Raw genomic sequence first — 24956 nt, 5'->3', positions numbered from 1 at the left:
ATGAATGCACCTCTGCATCAACAACGTGAAAGCATGGAGTTTGATATAGTGATTGTCGGAGCAGGACCGGCAGGACTTTCTGCCGCAATTCGTCTAAAACAGATCAATCCCGAACTTTCTATCACAATCGTTGAAAAAGGCACAGAAGTTGGTGCACATATTCTTTCGGGTGCAGTTGTGGACCCCATTGGTATTGATACGCTCTTGCCAGAATGGCGAAATGAATACGATCATCCCTTCAAAACACCTGTCACCAGTGATCAGTTTTTTTTTCTAAAGCCAAAACATGCCACAGCACTTCCTAATATTTTTCGCCCCAAAATCTTATCAAATGATGGATGCTATATCGTTTCACTTGGAAGTGTTTGCCGTTGGCTAAGTAAAAAAGCCGAAGAACTCGGCATCGAAATCTATCCTGGTTTTTCCGTATCAGAAACCATAGAGAACAATAACGGAGCCATCATTGGTGTTCTTACAGGTGATATGGGCCTTAACAAAGATGGAACTCCTGGAAAAAATTATATACCTGGTATGGCTTTATTGGCAAAATATATTCTGATTGCGGAAGGGGCCCGTGGCTCCCTTACAAAACAGCTGATACAAAAATTTGATCTCAGCAAAAACCGTGAACCACAAAAGTTTGGCCTCGGTCTCAAAGAGCTCTGGGAAATTGATCCCCAAAAACATCAGCCTGGTTTAGTTCAACATTTCACCGGTTGGCCCTTAGATAATGATACTGGTGGTGGTGGTTTCCTTTATCACCAAGAAAACAATTTAATTTCTGCAGGCTTTGTTGTGCACTTAGATTATAAAAACCCTTATCTTTCTCCCTTTGAAGAGTTCCAACGTTTCAAAACACACCCTAAACTCTATGAGATCTTCAAAGGTGCAAAACGCCTTTCTTATGGTGCACGTGTCATCAGTGAAGGTGGTTGGCAATCTGTACCAAAACTCACCTTTCCTGGCGGAGCACTTATTGGGTGTTCTGCTGGTTTTGTCAACGTCCCTCGTATCAAAGGATCACACAATGCCATGTTATCCGGCATATTAGCAGCCGATAAAATCGCTACAGCTCTTGCGCAAGGTCGCGCCCACGATGAAGTCATAGAAATAGAAGAACACTGGAGAAAAAGTCCCATTGGCAAAGACCTTTATAAAGTGCGCAATGCCAAACCACTCTGGGCAAAATACGGCACAAAATATGGGATTAAGCTTGCCGGCTTTGATATGTGGTGGCAACAACTATTCGGATTTTCCTTATTTAAAACGCTTTCCCATGGAAAAGCAGATTATGAATGTCTTGAACCAGCAGAAAAATTTCAACCTATTCCTTACCCAAAACCAGATGGTGTTGTAACTTTTGATCGCCTCTCCAGTGTTGCGCTTTCAAATACACACCATGAAGAAAATCAGCCATGCCATCTAAAAATAGCTTCCTTGGAAAAACAAAAAGATTCCGAATATGCAATTTATGGAGGGCCTTCCACCTGCTATTGTCCGGCCGCTGTCTACGAATGGCTAGAGCAGAGTGATCAAAAAACTTATGTTATCAATGCTTCAAATTGCATACACTGTAAAACGTGCGATATCAAAGATCCCAACCAAAATATCAATTGGGCCTGTCCGCAAGGCAATGAGGGACCACTTTATCTCAATATGTAATAATTTTTTATCCCACTAAAATGAGAATTTAAAAAATACAAGCAATAAAAGTATTTTCTCTCAAACCAAAATCTTACCCGATAGCTTCATTTACAAATTCTTTCGGAATCTAAAACTTATTTTATATCACTCTAACATTTAAAGGGTGATACTTTTTTACATGCTATTACGAAAGACCTTTCTCTCTCAACAACTAAAACAATGACGAAGATATTTTGATCATTCTGGCTAATAAAGGTGCAAAATCACTGTCGATTTTCATTATCTCTTTATTAATTGAAACTTTACAACCATCAAAAATATCTACAGCGATATCTTTTAAAGAGTGAAGACTACACAACTACCTCACACTTTTGCTTTTCTCACTCTTTTTCTCACAAAACATCATACGCCTCTACACCAATATTCACACCGCACACATTCATAGAGCTTAAAAAAGATCTCAACGCAATCTTACGCCATTACCGATGAAAGAGTGGAGACAAAATCTATTGGACATGACTCTCTGTTACCTTTAAAGCTATGCTAGAGGCAGTATTTTTGTTACCAACTGAAAATGTTTTACCTCTTCTTGCATTTCAGAAGATTTATAAGAAGCCTATTTTGTCTTTTTTAAAACGGTTTTGTATCTATACCTTACCCCTTTTATAACGCATAAGCAGATGTTTTTTTATTCATGATAAAAGGCATTAAAAAGAAAGAAGCTTGTTATATTCAGCATTCTCATTTAATTCGGAAATAATGAATGATCTTTATAAAGCAACGAATTAGTGTGCAGAAATCTTCAATATTCACTTGCTTACTTTTCACATACTATAGCAAACGATTTTGTAGAGCTGTGCGCATGTAGAACTAAATAAACACAAAACGTTCCCTCTCATACAATCAGAAAAAATCTTGATCCAGCATTTTAATTTGTAAAGGGAGCGCTTATTTTTTGTAAAGTGATCTCAAGAGCCGTAGTTAAAGCACTTCTTCCCCCTTGGCGAAAAAAGCAATTTGACAAAAGCTCATTTGTTCCCCCCTTCGTTGAAAACTCTTTCTCAAGCAGTGCGAAATCAAGAGATGCAGAACTATCAGATGCTATAATTTTACGCATTTCATCCGTAAGGTTTCCAAACATCATAGCGAGAAAATCTGCAGATTGTTGCTTCTTTAACCCCTGTGTTATAAACCATTGATGTGCTGTTTCTATAAAATTAAAATAAACCCCCATAAGTGAACCAGCAGTCATGAAAAGATTAAATTGCTCTTCCGCCTCCAACACCAATGTACCACCCAAAGCATCAAATACACTGCGTAAAAATGGATGATCAGGATAAATTGGCGTTAAATTTTTACATTCTGCTACAAAAGGGAGTGGAACAGCACGATAAACCTTATGGTTAATCCATTCTTCAACGTGTGCTGCTTTTGCCATGGCAAGCACAGAAATGACAAGCTGTTCGGGAGGAAAACGAAGAGAACGCAAGACCTCTTGTGCAATTTGGTTGGGTAAACAAAGAAAAACACAATCACTGTCATCAAGCAACGCTTGATTATTTTCTGCAATTATAACCTTATCATAATTGTGTGAAAGATACTCCGCAATTTGCACATTACGCGGTGAAATAAGAATAGAAGAAATGTCAAAAGCGCTCATCATTAAACCCTTAACCATTGAAGCGCTGATTTTACCCGTACCCAAAAAGCCAATTTTCATTTCTATTCCTCATTCCTAATAATTTTAAAGGGGTCTCAACCAGAAATTCATAGATTTTAACTCACATAAATACCAATTGAGGAAGCAACAAATAACATAGCAAGAATAATTAATCCCAAATAAACTTTGGGCTTATCAAAAAGTACGGCAAAAGCAGAAAACCAGCCAACGATAGCAGCCGCTAATGCAAATAAAAAACCCGGTTTATTCATAAGGACAATATGCATTGCCATTAAACCACCAATAATTAGCGCTCCAAAAACAATCAACAAACCCGTTGCAAATTTTTCATAATCGTCCATATTTCGCTCCTCATAGCGCTCCAATTGTTACGTATTTTTTCTACCCCATGTGGATATAAAAACAAAATATTTTTCATCTACTATGGTTCAAAAAGTCTAGAAACTCTTATTTATCAGCTGTAAAAAATGCAGGAATATGCTGAGGCCAACGCCACGGCAAAATTGCAATGAGGTCAAAACGTACACATAAAAGAGCATGATCTTTTTGTCGTGCAAGCCAAATATCGGCTGCTGCCTCAATGCGCCTCTCATTCATCTGAGAAACTGCAGCCATTGCTTCAGCTAATGTTGAACGCGCTTTTACCTCAACAATTAAGACAAGATTTCCACGCCGTGCAATTAAGTCAATTTCACCACGTTTTGTCTTAAAACGCATTTCAGCAATGTGAAATCCTTTGAGTCGCAACCACCAAGCAGCCCATTTTTCTGCACGAATCCCCCGATAAAAGGATTTTTGTCTGCGCGCTTTTTGCATATATTCATATATCCTTTAAAAAATTCAACCGACGAAAAAGTTCTTGCTTTTTTAAGCCCGTTTTCTTTGCCACTAAAGCTGCTGCCTGAGCCGCAGAATGCGTATATGCTAATTCTAATAACATCGCATCAATTTCTTGGTCACTCATCACTTGCAAAGAGGAAAATCCTTCCCCAACAAGCACAACAATTTCCCCTCGAATATGGGCCTGTTTTTTGTAGTTTTCCAACAAATCACCTAAATAAGCAACATCGACCGTTTCAAACTTTTTTGTTAATTCACGACAGATTGCCGCAGGACGATCAGCCGAAAAAAGAGAAACCATATCTTGTAAAGTCTCAATAAGACGATGCGGGGATTCATAGAAAATCAAAGTCGCAGGGATGGCTTTTAATTGTTCCAAGCGTTTTTGACGCTGTGCTTTTCGTGCACTCAAAAACCCCGCAAAGAAAAAGCTATCGGTGGGAAGACCTGTAGCAACAAGAGCAGCTAAAAGAGCTGAGGCACCAGGAATAGGAACCGTTTTATAACCAGCTTTACGCGCTTCTTCTACCAGACGAAATCCAGGATCAGAAATCAATGGTGTTCCAGCATCTGATACAAGCGCCACACTTTTATTTTCCGCCAAAGCTGCTAGCAACTTTGGTCCTGCCTTTTGTGCATTATATTCATGATAAAGAAAGGGGTTTTTTGTAATACCGTAGCGTTCCAACAAAACACGCGTTACGCGCGTATCTTCACACGCCAAGATATCAACTCCCGCAAGTACCTGCAAAGCACGAAGAGTGATATCTGCAAGATTTCCAATAGGTGTTGCCACGAGATAAAGTGCCGGTTCTATAAAAGGTGCAGAATAAGCATGAGCACCTATAAAATATGCTTTTTCACACATACTCTTCTTTCATAATTTAAGTAACCTCTCTCCATCAGCTCTCACAAAAACCTTTTTCTGTGAAGCACACCCATTTTTGCCATTTTTTTACCACTACCCAAAAAATAATCATGCAAATCATCGCTCGTACCATAATACAACCGCTTACTCTAGTATTCATGCTTTTACTGGGTGTCATAAATTTTTGGTTATAATCGCTCGTATAGAATGAATTCCAAATGTTACCAACGCCCTATCAGCTCCAACAATTTTAAGCAAAACCTCCGCTTCAAGAGCCCAAGCAATAAAGCTAGCCATTCCCATATCTTGCTTGTTTCCCCATGTTAAAGACTAAGGATTCCGAATTACTCTTATAACCCACTCTTTTCAAACAAACTTCCTTATCAGTGAAAAAAATCACTTCAAGCAAGCATGAATTGCCCTCTAGCAGCAGCAAAAAGACCTTTTCACTATTTTAGGGATAAACAGGATTCACGCATATCGCAACGTCTCATTTTGTAATATTCAGCTTTTGCAACACTATGATCAATATCCAGCAATTTCACATTGGAAAACAGTTTTTTGTAACTGAAATAAAGTCTTTAGTCGCTTCCACTCCATGAGTAAAATTAATTTTTTGCTTTATTCTTATACAAACAAATATTATCTCACCCATTACACAATGAACCTTTCTGCTGATTTCTACATCTGAAAGATTTCATCTCACAATACACTGTTCACGTACTATAGTTCCCGAACATAGTAATGCTACATGTTTAAATGCGTATGTTTGAAAAAATTTAGAAAAAAGGTAAATTTAAGAAAATCTATTTTTTACTTGATCAACAATCGTACGATAACGCTTAGCATGTTCCGCATCAGGCTGAGCCACAAAGATTGGCACACCATCATCTGAAGAGAATCGTAAAGCTGCATCAAGCGGCACTTCTGCTAAGAAAGGAACATCTCGGCGTTTTGCTTCTGCACGCGTACCGCCATAACCAAAGATATCGTAGCGTTTTCCTGTATCAGGAGCAATAAAATAACTCATGTTTTCGATGAGCCCTAGAATAGGAACATTGACTTTCATGAACATTTCTATCGCTTTACGGGCATCAACCAAAGCAAGATCCTGCGGAGTAGAAACAATTACCGCACCTGTCAACTGTACTTGTTGAGCAAGCGTTAATTGTGCATCCCCTGTACCTGGCGGCATATCAACCACCAAAACGTCAAGAGGTCCCCATAGAACATCTCTTAGCAATTGCGTTACCGCCGCCATCACCATGGGGCCACGCCATACCACCGGCTTTTCCTCTTCAACCAAAAAACCCATCGACATCAATTTAAGGCCAAATTTTTCAAGAGGTTTAAGCTTTTTCTCACCCATGAGCTGTGGTTTTTGGTTAATAAGCCCCGTCAAACGTGGCAAAGATGGACCGTAGATATCTGCATCCATCAAACCCGTTTTGAAACCAGAATCTTGTAAAGCTAAAGCAATATTTATTGCCATCGTAGACTTACCAACCCCCCCCTTCCCAGAAGCGACCGCAATCACATGCTGTACACCTTCTATTGGCATTTTCACAGGCAACCTATTCGCTGCTCTACGTTTTGGCGCAGAATAAACTGTATTTCTATGCACCTGAGAAGAGACCATCGGTTTTTTTTCTGCCGTAAGTGTGACAACAACAGATTCCACTCCATCCATAGCACACACCACTTCCTCAGCAGCACGACGCAATGACTCCCATTCTTGTACACGTCCGTCTGGAACTGTAATGGAAAAAAAAACTTTTCTATGAGCAATCAATATTTCTGAAATAAGCCCCAATGATACAATGTCACTTTCAAAATCTGGTCCTTTGATTTTATGTAATGCGTTGCGAATAGCCTCGCTTGTGATAGGACTCACTCTCTTTCCTCTCTATGTAAATTCTAGAAAATATAGCAATAAAGGCAAAAAACACCCTAACTTAACAATCTGAAACTTTTCACTTTATTGAGAATTGTAAAATGTCAACACCTTACTTATACTATATCTCTTTTAAAATACTACACAACACCCGAATAAAAATCTCGATCTTAAATCTGATATAAAATCTCACTCAAACACGCTTTTCGCATAATTTTTTACGGATATTCCTGGTTTTTAAAAATTAAGACTGAGCAAATTTTTTATGCTAAAATAAGTACACTTTACCATGGGCATACAATAACAAATCATGTTTCTTTCTTTACTCCTTTAACACTTTAAGTATCCACTTGTGTTATGAAAGAAATAACTGTAGACTGAACCATCACAATAAATAGTTATTTCCATTAAAATTTAAAGTGTTACGAACGAAATACACATTCGCCGTGGAATTTTTGTATTTTTAAAAAAGAGAGAAAAATAATCTAAGATTGACTTTTTTTATGTTTTTCCTTATGGGTTATCGGTTATATGATAGGATAAGATTGTTTACTTAGCGCATTATTGCCTATAGAATTAAGAAGGGCCGCACTCCGCGGTATTTAGATAAATGAAACGTACTTACCAACCCTCTAAACTTGTTCGTAAGCGTCGTCATGGGTTTCGTGCACGTATGGCAACAGCTAGCGGCCGTAAAATTATCGCTGCAAGGCGTGCCCGTGGACGTAAGCGGTTATCCGCTTAAGCGTTTAACTTAACCATTTAAATTTTCACAACGGTTGAATTGTTCATCATTTGTTCGTTGTGAAGTTTTTGTTGTAAACCTCCGGTGTCTGCTTTTGCAGGCATTTAGTAGAATTGCGAAGCGCTCTTTATGAAGAAAAAACACCCCTGCCGTATTCGCAAGAGAGCAGACTTTTTAGCGGTACGTACAGGAGAAAAACGGCGTGGTCCTTTATTTCTGCTTGAAGTTAAATCCCATGAACGAAGAGCAGGAATAGAATCTCCTCTTGTTGCGCGTGTAGGTTTCACGGTTACACGCAAAAATGGCAATGCTGTCAAACGTAATCGTATCAAAAGACGTCTGCGTGAAGCGGTAAGGGTTGGTTTAACAGATAACATGGAGGCAGGAACAGACTATGTCATTGTAGCACACCCTGATGCGCTCCATGCGCCTTTTACATCTTTAATCAATGAATTAAATCGACGAATAAAATCAAAAACACAACACCAGCAGCGGCAACAGGGGTGTACGAATGGAATATAACCGCAATTTCTTTATCGCCATTGGATTGTCTTTTATCGTGCTTATCGCATGGCAATTCCTTCACGTTGCTCCCAGACAGGCCGAATTACAGAGGCAACAAATAATTGCACAGCAATTGTCAAAACAACAATCAGCACTTTCTTCTTCCACTTCGAATTTCTCTGATTCTGCATCAGCAAATGAGTCAACACCTATGATTGATCTCAAAATGACTCCTGAAATCCGAAATGCTGTGTTGGCCAAAACGAACCGTATTACTATCAAAAGCAGTGAACTTGAAGGCTCTATTAATCTTGTTGGCGCACAATTTGATGATCTTCTCCTCAAAAAATACCGCCTGACGGTGGATAAAAAATCACCGGAAATAGCTTTACTAAACCCGAAAGGTTTTACAACAACCTACCTTGCTGAATTTGGTTTTACAAGTTCATCTTTGCCAGTAGAGGCCTTGCCACAATCCGACACACAATGGCAAATAGAGGGAAGCAATACAATACTGACGCCTTCAACACCCGTAACTTTAATTTATAATAATGGACAAGGTCAAATCTTTCGCCGTGTTCTTTCTGTTGATGACCATTATATGTTTACCATTGAGGACTCTATCAGCAATAAAGCAGATAAACCGATATATCTCTCGTCCTATGCGCGCGTTGCACGTGCAGCTCCACCGGAACATACAAATGCAACCTATTTGCTCCATGAAGGTATGATAGCTATTGCCGGTGACTCACTCAAAACAGAAAAATACAAAACCTTAGCGGGGCTTGATCCAAATCCTGATAATGGCCAAAAAAGCATGACTTTCTCTAAAGTAACAGGAGGATGGATTGGTATTACCGATAAATATTGGGCTGTAGCAGTTGTTCCCCCACAGGAACAAGAATATACAAGCCGTTTTATTTATTTTGATCGTCTGCAGACGCACTATCAATCTGATTTATTAGGGCCACTTTTAACGATTGCTCCCAATGAAACCAAAACTGTTACAAATCGCCTTTTTGCTGGAGCAAAACAAGTTGAGATCATTAATCACTACCAAAATAACTTGCAAATTAAGAAGTTTGCTCTCTTAATCGATTGGGGTTGGTTTGATTTCATCACCAAGCCAATGTTTTCTCTCATTGATATTCTTTATAAGCAAACAGGTAATTTTGGGATTGCCATTCTTCTTGTTACTGTTCTCCTAAAAACGCTTCTTTTCCCATTGGCAAATAAGTCTTACAAATCCATGGCACGCATGAAGCTTATACAACCGCTGCTGCTGGAAATAAAAGAAAAATATTCCGATGATCGTACCAAACAGCAACAAGCAATAATAGAACTTTATAAAACCCAGAAAATTAATCCTCTTGCAGGTTGTTGGCCAATGTTGGTTCAATTTCCTATATTCTTTGCTCTTTATAAAGTTCTCTATATTACCATCGAAATGCGACATGCACCTTTCTTTGGCTGGGTTAAAGACTTAGCGGCGCCTGATCCAACTTCTATTTTTAACCTGTTTGGCCTCTTGCCATACGCGGCTCCAACATTTCTTATGATTGGTGCATGGCCTTTGATCATGGGAGCAACGATGTTTTTACAAATGCGTATGAATCCGTCCCCTCAAGACCAAACACAAGCTATGATCTTCGCGTGGATGCCCGTTGTTTTTACCTTTATGCTTGCTTCCTTTCCTGTTGGTCTTGTCATCTATTGGGCATGGAACAATATTTTATCGATGATTCAGCAAGGTATCATGATGAAACGTCAAGGGGTTAAAATTGAGCTTTTTAATAATCTTAAAGCCATGTGGTGGAAATCACCCGAAAAAGAAGTGCATAAATGACAAAAGATTCTTCTCTTTCCGGAATTTTTTTTCGCAATTGGATTTTTATTCGTGGTGTACCAGCAATACGCTTTCTTCCGCCTGAAGGGCCACCAGAAATTGCATTTGCAGGACGTTCCAATGTTGGAAAATCATCTTTGATCAACGCACTTGTCCAACAAAAAAGCTTAGCACGTACCTCAAATACACCAGGACGTACGCAAGAACTTAATTACTTTGTACCCGATGGTTTCAGTGGGCAACCAGGAGATCTCCCTCCTCTAGCATTGGTAGATATGCCAGGTTATGGTTTTGCCGAAGCTCCTAAAAATTTGGTTGATACATGGACAAATTTGATTTTTAGTTATTTACGGGGTCGTACAACACTAAAACGTGTTTATATCTTAAGTGATTCACGCCATGGAATCAAAAAGAATGATTCAGATGTCTTAGATCTCCTTGATAAAGCAGCTGTTTCTTATCAGATTGTTTTCACTAAGAGTGATAAAATAAAATCAAACGATCTTGAAAAATTAATAATAACCACAAAAACAAAGCTTCTCAAACGTCCAGCGGCTTATCCTGAATTGCTCGTGACATCTTCAGAAAAAGCATTAGGTTTAGAAGAATTGCGTACTGCCATTTTACAAACGATTGCAATATAAAATATGCTTCTGTTATTAAGAATTTATTAAATATAATTGCGAGCTTCTGCTAATAATCTTGTACTTCCAGTAAAGCCCCTTTATAAAAATTTTTATTACTTGAAAGAATTCTCATCAACTCTATTTGACAATGTAGATTATGCTGACACTTTTTCACTCTCCTCTTTCTTCTTCCTCCCGCTTCATACGCCTTGTTCTTGGAGAATATGGTATAACTGCTCAACTGATTGAAGAACATGAATGGGCTAGAAGACATGAATTTCTCGCTCTCAACCCAGCCGGCCATGTTCCAGTTTTTCTTGATGAACACGAAGTTCCACTATCAGGAGCCACTGTTATCTACGAATATTTAGATGAAACACACGGGAGTTTACGACAAGAGAATAAACTCTTTCCGGAAAATCCTTTAGGTCGCGCTGAAGTGCGCCGTCTCAATGATTGGTTTTTAAATAAATTTGAAACTGAAGCTACGCGTCATATTGTACGGGAACGAATCTATAAACGTGAAATGCCACTCACCATTGGCGGTGGTGCTCCTAATTCACAAATTTTACGTAATGCGCGCTCCAATATTCTACCTCATATGAATTATCTAAACTGGCTCTGCGCATCTCGCGACTGGTTGGTTGGCTCTGAATTATCCTATGCAGATCTAGCAGCTGCAGCTTCTGTTTCTGTACTTGATTTTCTAGGCGAAATTGACTGGGAGCAATCTCCTGCTGCCAAGGATTGGTATACGCGAATTAAATCGCGGCCTTCTTTCCGTTCTCTTTTAACAGATCGCATCCGAGGAATTGTAGCAAGTCCTCATTATACAGATCTTGATTTTTAAGCACCTTCTGACAAATCAAAGCAATCTTTGATATCACAGAGAATAAGCCTCTACACCCGTAAAATCTTATGCAATTTTATAGAATCTGTAGCATTGATTTATAATTTCATAACAGAGATGGAACCCTAAATACAAGAATATGTTCTTCATTCTAGCCCTATCCATGATAAATCAAAAAAGGTATTTTCTTTCCTGCCATCAGAGAGATGGGCGTATGAATAAAAATCATTGAGGAAAGAATTCAAAAGACCTGTATGAATCTAGATCCCCTCAATGCTAAAGCTATCATAATATTGGCAGTGAGCAGAGAAAATAATACTGCAGGCTTGTTGCTTACTAAAGACATGTTAACGCGCCTTCTTTTACGTAACAATCACGTTAACAAAGATATTTCTCATCATGGGCTTTTATAAATATAAACTGGCAATCCCTGCACATAACGAAAGAAGCAAATTTTTTTTCTCATCGAGAAAAGAACCGTTGGAAACAAGGAGAGAATTTTCCTATACTACAAGAAATAAAGTATCATAAGGAGAATAATATGCGCCTCACAGTTGTTGGTGCTAATGGAAGAATGGGACGTGAGCTTATTGCATCCATCCAGCGGAGGAAAGAAGTAGAACTTCATGCTGTACTTGTACGTAAAGGCTCACTTTTTGTAAACAAAGATGCCGGTACATTGATTGGTTCGGATGCGCTTGGTGTTCGCATCACCGATGATCCCGAAAGCGCTTTTTCTAACACAGAAGGTATTTTAGATTTCTCACAGCCACAAGCTAGCCTTCTTTACGCCGACTATGCGGCTCAAAAAGGTCTTGTGCATATTATCGGCACAACGGGGTTTAGCAAAGCGGAAGAACTGCGAATTGCAGATTTCGCCAAATATACAACTATTGTCAAATCTGGAAATATGAGCCTTGGAGTCAATCTTTTAGCAAACCTTGTAAAAAGAGCTGCGAAAGTACTAGAATCTGATGATTTTGACATTGAAATCTATGAGATGCACCACGCGGACAAAGTTGATGCCCCTTCTGGAACAGCCTTTCTTCTCGGACAAGCGGCAGCCGAAGGTCGTAATGTTATGCTAAAAAATGTGTATGTCAGCGAACGCAATAGTCATACAGGTAAACGCGAAAAAGGTACGATTGGCTTTGCCTGTTCACGGGGTGGAACAGTTGTTGGCGATCATAGTGTTACCTTTGCCGGACAGAATGAACGCATCATTCTTTCGCACGTAGCGCAAGAACGCTCTATTTTTGCCAACGGCGCATTAAAAGCAGCTTTATGGGCAAAGCACCATAAAAATGGTCTTTATTCAATGCTTGATGTTTTGGGATTGAACGATGAATTTTAAACCGGTGTAACACAGGAAATTTGCGAATGAAACGCACACTTGTACTCGTCCGTCACGGACAAAGTGAATGGAATCTTAAAAATCTTTTTACCGGTTGGAAAGATCCAGATTTAACAGAAAAAGGCCATGCCGAAGCAATAGCAGCAGGAAAAAAACTTAAAGAAACTGGTTTAAAATTTGATATCGCTTATACGTCTGTCTTACAGCGTGCACAAAAAACAGCGCAACATATTTTAGAACAAATGGGACAATCAGGTTTACAACTGATAAAGACTTCTACATTGAATGAGCGTGATTATGGTGATCTTTCTGGGCTAAATAAAGATGAAGTCCGTCAACAATGGGGAGAAGAACAAGTGAAAATATGGCGTCGCTCCTATACCATTGCCCCTCCCAATGGAGAAAGTTTACGCGACACTGGTGCGCGCATTTGGCCCTATTATCTTCACCATATCCAACCACATGTTTTGCGTTGTCAAAATGTTTTGATCGCAGCGCACGGCAACTCTCTTCGTGCTCTTATTATGGCACTTGAAGGTCTCAACAGTGAAGAGATTATCTCTCAAGAATTAGCAACGGGCATTCTTATAATTTATACATTTAATTCCGACTCAACAATTTCCTCAAAGAAAGTCATCGCCCCTTAAATTTCTGAAGCCGTAAGAGATTTTAGGAGATTGCCCGGGTAGTGCAATCTAATCATTTTGAACTGAAGAATAAATTCTATAATTTTATTGACAGAGTTGCTTCACAAGCTTAGATGAGACTTAAGCCCAGATGGCGGAATTGGTAGACGCGCAGGTTTCAGGTACCTGTGCCGTAAGGCGTGGAGGTTCGAGTCCTCTTTTGGGCACCATTTTTTATCGTAATAAACAACTCATTGATTTTATATATCTTTTTTTAAAATAGAGGATACATAAATAAAAGTTTGGGAATAGGATTTTCCAAAGCACTTCTACAGCCTATTCTAAATCAAAATTTTTTCTCGAGGTATTTTTTAGCCACTCTAAACTTCCAAAATATTAGCACTTTCGAAAAATGCTAACCTTTAAGGTTCTCACTTATTCTATTACGATCATGAAGACTTCAAAAAACTTGCCTTCGATATCCTTGAAAATCTGCGCTATTTAAAAAAAAAATATAAAACGATGCACTTGAGCACACCGCATCCATCAATCGTACAAATAAAGATTAATAACAAATTTGCTTTCGCAGCTTCACTCTTTATTTTCCAAATGCAATAAATATGCCTACAATTGATTCCAAAAAGGAATTATATTGAGATAAATAGTAACGCAAATAATACAACATTTAGCATTCTGCTAAAGAAAAAAATAGAAACTCCAACGTCAGATAAATATAAAAATGAAAGCTCAAAAAGAACAAACTATAGTTTTTAAACAAGTATAAAACGATTTTTAAGTATTTTTTTAAAAATAAAATATATACATTTACAATATCTATATTTTAAATTAACCTCCTTCAAAAATTTCACCGTCTTATTACCCTATATTATCGATGATGACCTTTTTCATATGCGGTTTTGTCCTCATGAGATGGATGACGCACTCTCGTAAATCTACACAAATGGAACAGATTGCAACAAGAAACCCTTATAAATATAGGCAAGCGTTCTCCACCTCAATGCCTTATCATTCTCATATGCATTTGCGTCAAATACGGACACGGTAATAATGCTTGCATTGCCAACTTTTCATACCACCCTTCATAAAGAACTGTACGATGAATATAGAAAAAAACGAGCAGAATTAACGCCCATTTTCCATAACGCAACCAACAGTGGCCTACGATGAAACCGCCCAAAAGTTATAAATTATCAATCAACAAATTCATGAAATATATCTCTATTGCAAATATTTAAAACAGCAACCCCCTAGAAACGTTATTGAATTGCCCCAAACAACATGATGATAACTTTGACATCAGCCTTAAATCACGCCACACTTTACCTCTATCCTCATGAAGTTTATGAAGCAAATCAACGCTATAAAATTGTGTGGCATATGTTTAAAAACATACGCAAGGTACAGAGTTTATGGAGTGCGAGAGTTTGTAAAAAACGACAAAATCGCATTTTTTAATGACAAAGATTCATATCCTCTATCCAAATACAACAACTTTCTTGAAATTTCATCTATATGGCTGTTAGAATAAAATGAGCATAGAAATAAAAACCGTGCCATACCCTCCCTCCATTCATTTTAATGAAAGCGTACAATTTTAGCACTTCACATCATAATCAAAAAACAGTGCAAAATTTTCTGAATAAACAATGAAACAAAATCTTTCAGAAGATAATCTGTCTAAAGCATAAAAAGAATATCTCTCACAAAAAACACATTTTTCCATAGAAAAATACTACCAATACTGAAACTTTAAGATTTATGGACATACTTGGATTTATGCTTTCTCTACATAGAATTGTATTATAACAATTCTATTTATTTAAATATAAATACATGAAATACAACATATTTTACTTTAAAATCAAAAGTGTAAACTCTAAATGATTGCCTTCTATTTTACCTGAATACACCATAATACGTAAAGTTTATCTATAAAACAAAACATTCACTTGTGATAAAAACAAAAATAAATTGACCGAAAAAAGTTTTTACAACTTACTCTGTGAAGCATATCATGAAGCAAGAAATTATAAAATCAGCCCATGGATTAAGAAAAAGTAAGTAGTCATACATCTGATAAAGATGAGCACTACACTTTCATAAATGAATACGCTTTTGGACTGAACTGAATATAATATAAATACAGCATTACTCTCTCTCAAAACCACTAAAGAGAAAAAGGGTTACAATGGAAAAAATCGAGAAGCTACAAAAAGATCCAAAATGGGTAAAAAGCAAACTAAGTGATCAAAGCACCCAAAATCCCTAACCTTATTTATGAATCACTGATTTAAAACGAATGGCGGAGAGGAAGAGATTCGAACTCTCGAGAGCCTTTTGAGCCCTACTCCCTTAGCAGGGGAGCGCCTTCGACCACTCGGCCACCTCTCCAAGAGAGTGCATAAATGGTATCAACAGAAAGTTCAAGACATTTTCGATTTTTTTAAAAAATATCCGATCTTTTTCTTTCTTATTAATTTCAAGAGGACAAAAGTTAAAAAAGTAAAAACTGTATCTTTTTTACAACACTGTCTTGAATAGTAAACAAATATCTTACAAAAAGTTAATTTCATATTTGTATATTGAAAAAAGATCAGTATAGCTGGAATTATGAGTATCGCGTATTTTTGCCTTTGATTTAATAAGTTGAGCAAATAATATTCCCTAACAAAGATAAACTACCTTCATTGGAGATCCATATGAACATTAAGTCCTTCTTTTTAAGCTCTACAGCAGCTTTTTTAGTCGTTTCTGGAGCACAAGCGGCTTCAACAGTAATTCCAGAACCAGAACCTGTAGAATATATTCGTGTTTGTGATGCATATGGTAAAGGGTATTTTTATATTCCTGGAACAGAGACTTGCATGCGTTTATCAGGAAATGTCCGTGCCGATTTTCTAGGTGGCGGCAACATTGACGCAACAACCAACGCTGAATTAGCAGAAAAAAGAAAAACCTATTACGCATCATCCCGCTTAACCCTTGTTTTTCAATCTGCTTCTGAAACAGAACTTGGAACGCTTCGCTCATACGCACGTATCTTTTCAAATTGGAATGATGGTCTAAACAAAGGTGGTGGAACACTTGCCGCGGCTTACATTGAACTTGCTGGCTTCCGTGTAGGTCTTGATGACACCATATTCAACAGTTGGACTGGTGGCTATGGTAATGTTCTCAATGATAGCAGCATAGCGCCGGCTGGAACTACACGCACCAATTTCATTTCTTATACCTTTAGTGGTGACAGTGGCTTTTCCGCCATTATCGGAGCTGAATTAGGTAATAATACATTCAAGTATCAAACAGATAGATACTATTACATTGATAAAAATGATGAAATTGCTCTTGTTTCTGGCGATAATCCCCTACCAAGTAAAGGAATAAAGAATTACGCTCCTAACCTGGTTTTGGGTATGAAATTTACGCAAAAATGGGGAAGCGCCGCAACAGTTGCTGCTTATGATTCTTACTATAAAAAATGGGCAGGTAAGGTTCGTGTAGACTTCAACGTGAATGAGCGTCTTAATCTATGGCTGATGGGTGGCTATAAAAACAGTGTTGATTACTATGCAATAGAAAAAGACACAGACAATGTATTGTCACGCCAAAACACAACGATCTACGCAAACTGGGGAGGAAAATGGGCTGCTTGGGCTGGTGCGACTTACAAGCTCACTCCAAAAGCAAATTTGAACGCTCAGATTTCTTATAGCGCTGTAAAAACCTTCGCAACTTCTGTAAATGTTGCGTACACGTTGGTACCAGGTTTTATGATTACACCTGAAGTTACTTATGTTTCTTGGAACGATGATCGTATCTTAAAAGGTGCAAAAAGCGATACAAAATATGTCCATGCTTTGAATGGAAAAAATGCTTTGCAGGGCATGATTCGCTTCCAGCGCTCATTCTAATCCTTTCGGACTGCACTTTTAAAAACTGGCAATGTATGTTGTCAGTTTTTATTTTTTTAAGCTACAATTGACTATTATAATATTTGTTTCACACTATTTTTACCACTCTCTCTAACAAAAATAGCGCACACTTGTTATAATTATATTCCCAAGCAAATGAAATATAAGAGTACTGATAAGTGTCTCAAAAAGTTTTGCATATATCATGCAAATAATACAGATCTGAATTATCAAGGAATTTGTCATAAAAACTGTACCAATATACCCTCGAGAAAAAACAAAGACGCATTGGATATATCTTCAAAGTATTAGAAAATTAATTATAGAAACATTTTTAATAGAAATAACGTAGAGAAAACAAATACCAGAATTCTTCTATACCACAAGTGTTTTTAAAGACATCAGAAATGCATATTCAAGAGCAGAAGTGATGTATATTTTAAAAATCTCTCAACAAATGACACCTATATTTTTGTTGTACATAATCCTTGTTTGCCTTCTTTTTTCAACCATTGTACGATTCTTTTGTACACCATAAGCACAAAAACATAATCTGTACTTTTTACTCCCGATGATCATGAGAATAAATTAACCGTTAGCTCTCTCATTTCCACGTAATTTTTTGAGCACTATGTCTTATTCTACGCACATAAAATCTTAATTTTACTTGTCTTTTTTTAACAAGAATAAAATACATATGATAAAGCAGCAAAACGCTAAAGCTTACTTCCGCAAACTATAGAGAGCTTTCTTCTTTCTTTGCTCCTAAATGCCTTTACATGCAATTTGGTTCTTACATCATAAATGACTTTCTTTCATACGAGCATAACGAACAAAAAACAGAAAAAAACTTCAAAACACCATTCGCTGCCGTAACTATGTATCTAAATTTAAATTACTTTGAATTAATTTGACGGGAAATACTTATCTACCAACGCATAAATAATCGCTGCTGTTTCAACATCTAGAATCCCATCATAATTTTCTTGACGAAAATGAAGCTGAAATGCCCGGATCAAATTCTTATATCCAATTTCAGTACATGCATCCGAAATATCGTATCCATAACATTTCAACTTAGCCAAAACATCTGCTTCAGGAGGAAAATTCTTACCGAACCGCTCCTGATAGTGTGCTTTCAGTTCATCATCATACCACGCCCCTATGCCCGCCAAATAAAGTTCTTTCCACGGAAAAGCAGCTCCTGGATCACTCTTTCTTCCGATAGCAATATCACTATGCCCAATAACATTGGTAGGCATAATATCTGGATATCTTTGAAGAATATTGAACGCAAGTTCTTTAACCGCATCAATTTGCGTTGGATTGTAAGGAGGAAAGATAAAATCCTCATTATTGTAAGTAACTAAATTAACTTTCTCAAGCTGCAGCACTGTACCATTCACCTTACTGCCTTCAGTCCATGAACCAATGTTCTCCTGCAATTCATATTCATCGTTACCAACCGGATTTAAAACGCACACACCCTTTAAAGCCTCTTCAACATACGTCTGCTCTGAAGAATCAGAATAGTCTCTCGCTAAATTAACCATTTCAATTCCAATAGATGTATCATTTAAATTGCTACGTCCAGCCCATGAACTCACACCCGCATGCCACGCACGCTTGCTTTCATCAACAAGACTAAAGATACGCATATCCTTAAACCCTGCCTCAAGGTAAGCCCGCTCTGATGGATCAGGGACAAGATAGTGGGCACTCACATTTTCTCCTGTAAGGGCCATGACTGACTCTTTAAAATCAAATGAAGTATAATGCATCACAAGAAAACGAACACGAGGATTAAAGCTCTTGACAGAACGATAACTGTTGTAATCAATTTGATACATAGCAATCCTTTCTCTTTGTTTAATCTAAAAGCCCTATCACCCACAACAATAGATAGTACAGATAGTATACAAAATGAAATTAAGACAACTTTTAAAAGCTTTTTAATATATTCGGATATTCAACTTAAAATGAGCTCAAAAAATGCACCAAAACCCTCGCTCAACAGATCAATACACGTCTTGAAAATCTCTACACATAACAACCATAAAACGACTTTAAAAAACGCCCATTAACCTCCAATTTTCCTCAAAAACAATAAAAAACTACCCCTCAAAAAAGTGCACCAGCACAGTAAAAAAATCTTGCCCAAACATTTTCTGGTATCCTGTACAAAGCTAGCCCCTCTTTTATGTATTTGGGCAACACCCAATTAGACACCATAGTACATAAACTAAAGTTTCTCACCATCATCCGGCAGCATTAAAATATTAAAAAGCATTTTTATGTTTTTTTTATGTTTTTTTTGTCAATTTACGTACAGCTAAATTAACAATATATCTTTGTGATAGACTTTTCATCGGTATATTTTTCAATAAAACCTGAAAAGTTTTTCTATAGAATTGCAAAAAATTCAGATATCATCTTGTTTTGTGATAAAGAAAGGTTCCCTATCCTCTTTCTTAACAACACATCTCTTATCTTTCCAATAAAAATGTGCCGAGGTTTTTTTTCTTAAATTGGATAAAACAATTTCCAAGAACAATTTTGATTTCATCATGCAACAAAAACCCCCCATAATGCATATATATATGCATATGATTTTTACCAAAAACTGTATAAATATTTGTCGTCAAAAAGAGAATGGAAAGTTCTGCCCTCCGTAATATCCCGAACAAAGTCTGTCCTATAACATCCATATTTTTCTGTAAGAATGTTTAGAGTAAAATATTTCCTAATTATTTAATATAATTTAGCTATTGTCTATTATTATCAAAAGAAATTTTTTACCAATACAAACGCTCTAAAATATCAAAAAAATCCTGTCTTTAATCCAAGCAATAGCAAAATGATCGACAACGTATTTGTCTGTTTCTACATGGTATTATTTGCTCTTTTTCATTTGCAAATATCTTTTTAAAACCGACCAAGCAGCATATTCCTGTAAAACCACACCTAAAAGCGGTCGCGTATAGGGAAAAGTCACACAATCATCACCATAGTCTTTCATCCTCACAGTCATTGTAGCATGTCCAAGACTTTCTTTTTGGTTTTCTAATATCTCCAATGAAGGTGATAAGCTAATCTCAACCTCAAGCTGTGGAACATTTTTGACACTTTTTTCTGTTGGCTGAAAATATTTTAAAAGAAGAGAATCATTGACCAACCAATGAACCTCAGCGTGCATTGCTAACTGTTTACGAGCAGTGGTAATTTCTGCACCAACCAAATATGGGCGAAAATGATTTTCAAATTCTTCTATCAAATGCTGTGCCAAAAGTATCGATGACTGACCAACCAGTTGCACAAGAACATAAGGGCTTTTCCATAAAAAATGCCGTTCAAATGGTTCCTTTTCAAGATGGCAATCAACCCAATGCGCAATGGTACTTTCATCAATTCCAATTAAAGTCCATGCATATTGAGCACGCGATACAACAGAATATTTCTTCTCATTATGTTCTAAATAATCCTCTAAAATGGCAAGAGCTTGCGTAGGTGGGCCAGGCAAAACCACAAGGGAACTTCCATCATAAGAGAGATAAAAACCAGGTGCTGTACCAGTGGGATTATCAAGCACTTTTGCCATCTCAGGAAACAACGCTTGACGCGCATTATTACTATCTGGAGCGATCCCTAAGCGGTGCAATTGACTTTTTATTGTTTGCCAAACATCTTCATGATGAACCAAGGGCTGTTGTACAGCTTTTGCAATTGCATCACGCGTTTTATCATCTGATGTTGGTCCTAACCCCCCACTAATAATGATGAGATCTTCTTGCCCAAGACAAGCAATAACAGTTTCACTAATTTGCTGTAATTGATCAGCGCAAACAAAATGACGTGTTACTTGGATATTTCTCTTGTTCAAGCTTTGACTTAAATCCTGCAAATTCGTATTCAAATATTGTCCTGAAAGGAGTTCATCACCAACGGTAATAACCGCTGCCCGACAAACAGAAACAGGATTTTCGAGAGAATTAACAACAGCTTCAGCAATCTGCCGTGTAGAGGCTAAACCCCCAAGATCATAAGAAACAGTTTTTCCAGCGCGAATAACCTGATCAACACTCTCAGACAATTGCTGTGCTGCATCCTGAAAGCCCAAATGGTCTAAAAGGAGAGCAGTGGTATAAAGCATGGCAGAAGGATTTGCTTTATTTTGTCCAGCAATGCGCGGTGCGCTTCCATGAACAGGTTTAAAATAAGCAATCTTGCTCCCCACATTTGCACTAGGTGCAAGCCCCAATCCTCCCATCACTCCAGCACCAAGATTGGCGAGAATATCACCAAACATATTTTCAGCAACAATCACACCAAAACGCTCTGGCTTTGTTGCAATCCATAAAGCAACCGCATCAATATCGTGAATCTCTGCTTCAATTTCGGAATAATTTCGCGCAACTTCTTCAAAAATTTCTCGAGCAAATTGCCCACTTTTTTGCATAATATTTCGCCTATCAGCAAAAGTCACTCGCCCAAAACCATGTTCCCATGCATAAGAAAAAGCATATTTAAATAACCGCTCTAAACCAAAGCGTGTCTGCAAACGCACCATCCACGCAGAATCCTCAAGAGCATATTTTTCTAAATTAGGATGTTTCAACCATGTAGCTTTTTCAGACGTTATTCCGCTAAAATCTATTTCTGCATAGAGATCTTCACTATTTTCTCTAATAACACAAAAATGAAAAGGCTTTCTCGGGCCAACAATGTATCTGATGGGTCGTACATTCGCAAACAAGCGCAACTTTTGGCATAGCTGAACACGAGGAGAAACATAAGTAGGTTCACCCTCTCTTAAATGCGGTGCAAGAGCTCTTAAAGCAGCTTCTTTTCCTTTACTGGTCACAGCGCCAAGTAAAAGAGCATCACTTTCATCAATTTTTTGCCAAGTCGCTTGAGGAACGGGATCCCCTTCCTGTTTCCAACATTCCCAACCAACATCACCATGAGTTAATTCAATCGGCAACTTAAATTGTTCTAAAACCATCAGTGCTGCATCACAAACTTCTGGTCCCACCCCATCACCAGGTAATACGAGAACTTTCTTTTTCATAACCCATTCATCCATTTATAAAGAATTGTATTTGTCATAGCAGGATTATCATCCCATAGATGTGTATCAGCATCAGAGACAATTTTATATTCATGATTTCTGTAATGACTGCTCGTTTGATTATCGACGGTTGCAAGTTGTGATTTTTCACCCACCAAAGCTAAAAACTTTCTGGCGTATTTGATAATCTCATTTCTAGCATCCATCTTTAACGGAAACTGAAAGCCTCTTGTCATACGCTCAATTGCCATGTCCTTTTGCACCTCAGGAAATGTCAATAAAGCTCTTTTTTTCACAACTCCACAAGGATGCAACAAGGATGCATCAAAAATATTGAGTGCTTCTAAAGCCCCTGACAAATCTCCCTTTTTGAAGGAATCAAGAACATACCTAAGTTGCTGTTGCAAAGGCTTGTATAGATAGACTGGCGCATTCAAGGCAAGCACAGCGCGAACATTTGAAAGCCGCGTGTCAGTATCTGGACGAACATTCCAGCCATAGAAAATCCCACAAGTAATGAAGGCGCTTAAGTTTCTCTGTCATAAAAGACAAAATTTCCATAGTCGAGTTATTATAAAAAGGAGAATTACTAGGAAAAAGGAACAGTGTATCCAGTAAAACAATTTGGCACCCCTTTACCAAACACAGCTTTATAAACGAAGAACAAAAAGCACCATGAACCCAAATTGGCATCACAGGAGAAAGAATGACAACACGAAGGCTCATCTCTATGTATTCCCCGCTATTCCCACTCGCTTTGTTTCAAAATATAAACCGCAGCAACAGCTCCCCGCTGACTATAACCATGAAAACGTGAACATATCAAAACTCTATCACACATAATCCACCCATGATAATCTGTGTCAAATTTAAATTAAGAACACGATAATTTTAAGCACGTTCTATGCAACGCACTTAATGAAAATCCACTCTCTTAGCTACGATCACTCCCACTCAAATAAAATAACACCAAAAAATTTACGTATAACATTCTCTTTTTTATCGCACTCCGTCCATTTCCGAACGCATATAATCATATGCTTTACGGATATAAATTATAAAGCCCAGCAAGCAGCACACAGCCAATAAAGCTGCCATAATCTGTGGATTGTGCCCAGATACTCTTCCAATAACCGCAGCACTCAATGCAGCACTTCCTAATTGTAAAGCTCCCATCATGCCAGAAGCTGCTCCAGCAGCTTGCGGATGCGAGGAAATAGCCAATGCTGTCCCTAATGGCAATAAAAAACCATCCCCAAAAGTAAGCACAGCGATAGCTACAAAACTCGTCATAAGTGGCCATGGACTTACATACATTTGCAGAGCAAAGAGCCCTCCCCCTACAACAAAAATAATATACCCACGCCATACAGTTTTTTCCATAGGCTCTCGTTTGAAAAACCATCGTGCCATGAGATTTCCCAAAACATAGGGGAGTGAAACACCAATATAGCTATAACCAATATATATTTGCGGCAAACCCAAAGTCGTGAGTAAAAAAGGCGATTCTACAATATAAGAAAAATATGTCGCATAAGAAAAACACGGAATAAGTGCATAAAAAATAAACTGTTTATTTCTGAAAACGTCTAAATACCCCTTCATAAATCCCACAGGGGAAAAACGACGACGTTTGTCAGAGGGTAACGTTTCGGTTAGCACAAAACAACAGAGTACAATGGTCAAAAAGATAAAGAGGCTTAAAAAGATAAAAGCAGCTTGCCAATTAAAAGCTTGTAACAATAGCCCTCCGACTAAAGGTGCAAGGGCTGGTGACATCCCAACAAAGGGAAAAACAATCAAATAAAGTTTTCCAGCTGCTTTTTTATCCAATAAATCATTGATAATAGCACGACTTAAAACAATCCCTGCACAAGCTCCAAGACCTTGTAAGAAACGTAATGCAAGGAAAGCGTAAATATTAACCGTATAAATTACACTAAGCGTAGTAAATAACCATAAAAACAAGCCAAATAGCAGTGTTTTTTTACGCCCAAAATTATCACTAAGTGGTCCATAAATAAGCTGTCCAAGTGCTAATGCAAACAGAAAAATTGCCACTGCACTCTGAATCTGGGATTCAGTCACATGGTAATATTGGAGCATTTCTCCAAGTGCCGGAAGAAAAATATCTGTAGAAATCAAACCTCCTGTTGATAAACATACAATAAGGGTAAGAAATGGTAATGTATATTTATGATTCATGAGGATAAAGCACACTTCGTATCTTAAAAAATAAATATTCCTTAATATAACTTACTATAACAAAGATAGTATCATGTATTAAATAAATATAATTCTATTTTTTATTTATTAACAAAAATATATAAATGATTTATTATAAAATTTTTACTTCTTTTTTTTGCTCAGAATTAATTTTTCCTACCCTTCACTTTTTCCATGACCTTTTGTTAGACTCATTTTTCCTCACAAGCTGCTTTTTTATTTTTCTGGTATGCTCCTCATCAGCTGATTATC

19 protein-coding genes, 2 tRNA genes and 1 pseudogene are annotated in these 24956 nt (G+C 37.6%); 11 read left to right on the top strand and 11 right to left on the bottom strand.

Annotation, left to right across the window (positions count from 1 at the left end; genetic code table 11):
• Nucleotides 1–1662, top strand: coding sequence for an electron transfer flavoprotein-ubiquinone oxidoreductase (locus J7R07_RS06830; protein WP_208436123.1), 1662 nt, complete (start codon nt 1–3; stop codon nt 1660–1662).
• Between the two features lie 910 nt (nt 1663–2572).
• Here J7R07_RS06830 and J7R07_RS06825 read toward each other — a convergent pair.
• The 6 genes from J7R07_RS06825 to J7R07_RS06805 form a co-directional block, all read right to left on the bottom strand.
• The gene (locus J7R07_RS06825) at nt 2573–3364 is read right to left on the bottom strand and encodes a pyrroline-5-carboxylate reductase (protein ID WP_208436122.1); all 792 of its coding nucleotides are present in this window, start codon (nt 3362–3364) and stop codon (nt 2573–2575) included.
• A 56-nt stretch (nt 3365–3420) separates the two neighbouring features.
• Nucleotides 3421–3666, bottom strand: coding sequence for a hypothetical protein (locus J7R07_RS06820; RefSeq protein WP_208436121.1), 246 nt, complete (start codon nt 3664–3666; stop codon nt 3421–3423).
• Between the two features lie 106 nt (nt 3667–3772).
• Nucleotides 3773–4141, bottom strand: a complete 369-nt coding sequence (locus J7R07_RS06815) for a YraN family protein (protein WP_208436120.1) — start codon at nt 4139–4141, stop codon at nt 3773–3775.
• A gap of 4 nt (nt 4142–4145) precedes the next feature.
• Complete coding sequence (gene rsmI / locus J7R07_RS06810) at nt 4146–5033, bottom strand: 16S rRNA (cytidine(1402)-2'-O)-methyltransferase (protein WP_208436119.1); 888 nt, start codon at nt 5031–5033, stop codon at nt 4146–4148.
• A 174-nt stretch (nt 5034–5207) separates the two neighbouring features.
• Nucleotides 5208–5330: a hypothetical protein gene (locus J7R07_RS08530; protein ID WP_281384551.1), complete on the bottom strand. Its 123-nt coding sequence runs from the start codon at nt 5328–5330 to the stop codon at nt 5208–5210.
• Between the two features lie 499 nt (nt 5331–5829).
• The gene (locus J7R07_RS06805; RefSeq protein ID WP_208436118.1) at nt 5830–6927 is read right to left on the bottom strand and encodes an Mrp/NBP35 family ATP-binding protein; all 1098 of its coding nucleotides are present in this window, start codon (nt 6925–6927) and stop codon (nt 5830–5832) included.
• A 610-nt stretch (nt 6928–7537) separates the two neighbouring features.
• Between J7R07_RS06805 and rpmH the strand changes: the two genes are divergently transcribed.
• The 9 genes from rpmH to J7R07_RS06760 all read left to right on the top strand — a co-directional run bounded on the left by rpmH (nt 7538) and on the right by J7R07_RS06760 (nt 13708).
• Complete coding sequence (gene rpmH / locus J7R07_RS06800; protein ID WP_208436117.1) at nt 7538–7672, top strand: 50S ribosomal protein L34; 135 nt, start codon at nt 7538–7540, stop codon at nt 7670–7672.
• 129 nt (nt 7673–7801) lie between these two features.
• Nucleotides 7802–8194, top strand: a complete 393-nt coding sequence (gene rnpA / locus J7R07_RS06795) for a ribonuclease P protein component (protein ID WP_208436116.1) — start codon at nt 7802–7804, stop codon at nt 8192–8194.
• The gene (yidC, locus tag J7R07_RS06790) at nt 8184–10022 is read left to right on the top strand and encodes a membrane protein insertase YidC (RefSeq protein ID WP_208436115.1); all 1839 of its coding nucleotides are present in this window, start codon (nt 8184–8186) and stop codon (nt 10020–10022) included. Before rnpA ends, yidC begins: the two co-directional genes overlap by 11 nt.
• Entirely contained in the window at nt 10019–10666 is a 648-nt protein-coding gene (gene yihA, locus J7R07_RS06785; RefSeq protein WP_208436114.1) for a ribosome biogenesis GTP-binding protein YihA/YsxC, read from the top strand. Before yidC ends, yihA begins: the two co-directional genes overlap by 4 nt.
• Before the next feature lie 139 nt (nt 10667–10805).
• Nucleotides 10806–11498, top strand: a complete 693-nt coding sequence (locus J7R07_RS06780) for a glutathione S-transferase family protein (protein ID WP_208436113.1) — start codon at nt 10806–10808, stop codon at nt 11496–11498.
• A gap of 254 nt (nt 11499–11752) precedes the next feature.
• On the top strand, nt 11753–11911 hold the full coding sequence (locus tag J7R07_RS06775) for a hypothetical protein (protein WP_208436112.1): 159 nt from the start codon (nt 11753–11755) through the stop codon (nt 11909–11911).
• A 128-nt stretch (nt 11912–12039) separates the two neighbouring features.
• Nucleotides 12040–12852 carry a 4-hydroxy-tetrahydrodipicolinate reductase gene (dapB, locus tag J7R07_RS06770; RefSeq protein WP_208436111.1) on the top strand — a complete coding sequence of 271 codons (813 nt, stop codon included), beginning with the start codon at nt 12040–12042 and terminating at the stop codon, nt 12850–12852.
• Between the two features lie 26 nt (nt 12853–12878).
• The gene (locus tag J7R07_RS06765) at nt 12879–13499 is read left to right on the top strand and encodes a 2,3-bisphosphoglycerate-dependent phosphoglycerate mutase (protein WP_208436110.1); all 621 of its coding nucleotides are present in this window, start codon (nt 12879–12881) and stop codon (nt 13497–13499) included.
• Between the two features lie 124 nt (nt 13500–13623).
• A tRNA-Leu gene (locus tag J7R07_RS06760) sits at nt 13624–13708 on the top strand.
• Between the two features lie 2091 nt (nt 13709–15799).
• On the opposite strand, the gene J7R07_RS06755 is transcribed toward J7R07_RS06760, so the two are convergent.
• Nucleotides 15800–15890 (bottom strand) — tRNA-Ser (locus J7R07_RS06755).
• 308 nt (nt 15891–16198) lie between these two features.
• Here J7R07_RS06755 and J7R07_RS06750 point away from each other — a divergent pair.
• Complete coding sequence (locus J7R07_RS06750; RefSeq protein ID WP_208436109.1) at nt 16199–17410, top strand: porin; 1212 nt, start codon at nt 16199–16201, stop codon at nt 17408–17410.
• Nucleotides 17411–18315: 905 nt separating this feature from the next.
• On the opposite strand, the gene J7R07_RS06745 is transcribed toward J7R07_RS06750, so the two are convergent.
• The 4 genes and pseudogenes from J7R07_RS06745 to J7R07_RS06730 form a co-directional block, all read right to left on the bottom strand.
• Nucleotides 18316–19260, bottom strand: a complete 945-nt coding sequence (locus J7R07_RS06745; protein ID WP_208436108.1) for an N-acetylmuramoyl-L-alanine amidase — start codon at nt 19258–19260, stop codon at nt 18316–18318.
• 1043 nt (nt 19261–20303) lie between these two features.
• Nucleotides 20304–22478, bottom strand: coding sequence for an isocitrate/isopropylmalate family dehydrogenase (locus tag J7R07_RS06740; RefSeq protein ID WP_208436107.1), 2175 nt, complete (start codon nt 22476–22478; stop codon nt 20304–20306).
• Nucleotides 22475–23204: pseudogene (locus J7R07_RS06735) on the bottom strand (alpha/beta hydrolase). Before J7R07_RS06735 ends, J7R07_RS06740 begins: the two are co-directional and overlap by 4 nt.
• 273 nt (nt 23205–23477) lie before the next feature.
• On the bottom strand, nt 23478–24683 hold the full coding sequence (locus tag J7R07_RS06730; protein WP_208436106.1) for a multidrug effflux MFS transporter: 1206 nt from the start codon (nt 24681–24683) through the stop codon (nt 23478–23480).
• Nucleotides 24684–24956: the final 273 nt, after the last annotated feature.

Origin of the sequence: Bartonella phoceensis (assembly GCF_902825145.1) — a bacterium.
GTDB lineage: Bacteria > Pseudomonadota > Alphaproteobacteria > Rhizobiales > Rhizobiaceae > Bartonella > Bartonella phoceensis.
This window is presented reverse-complemented; position numbering and strand designations above follow the sequence as displayed.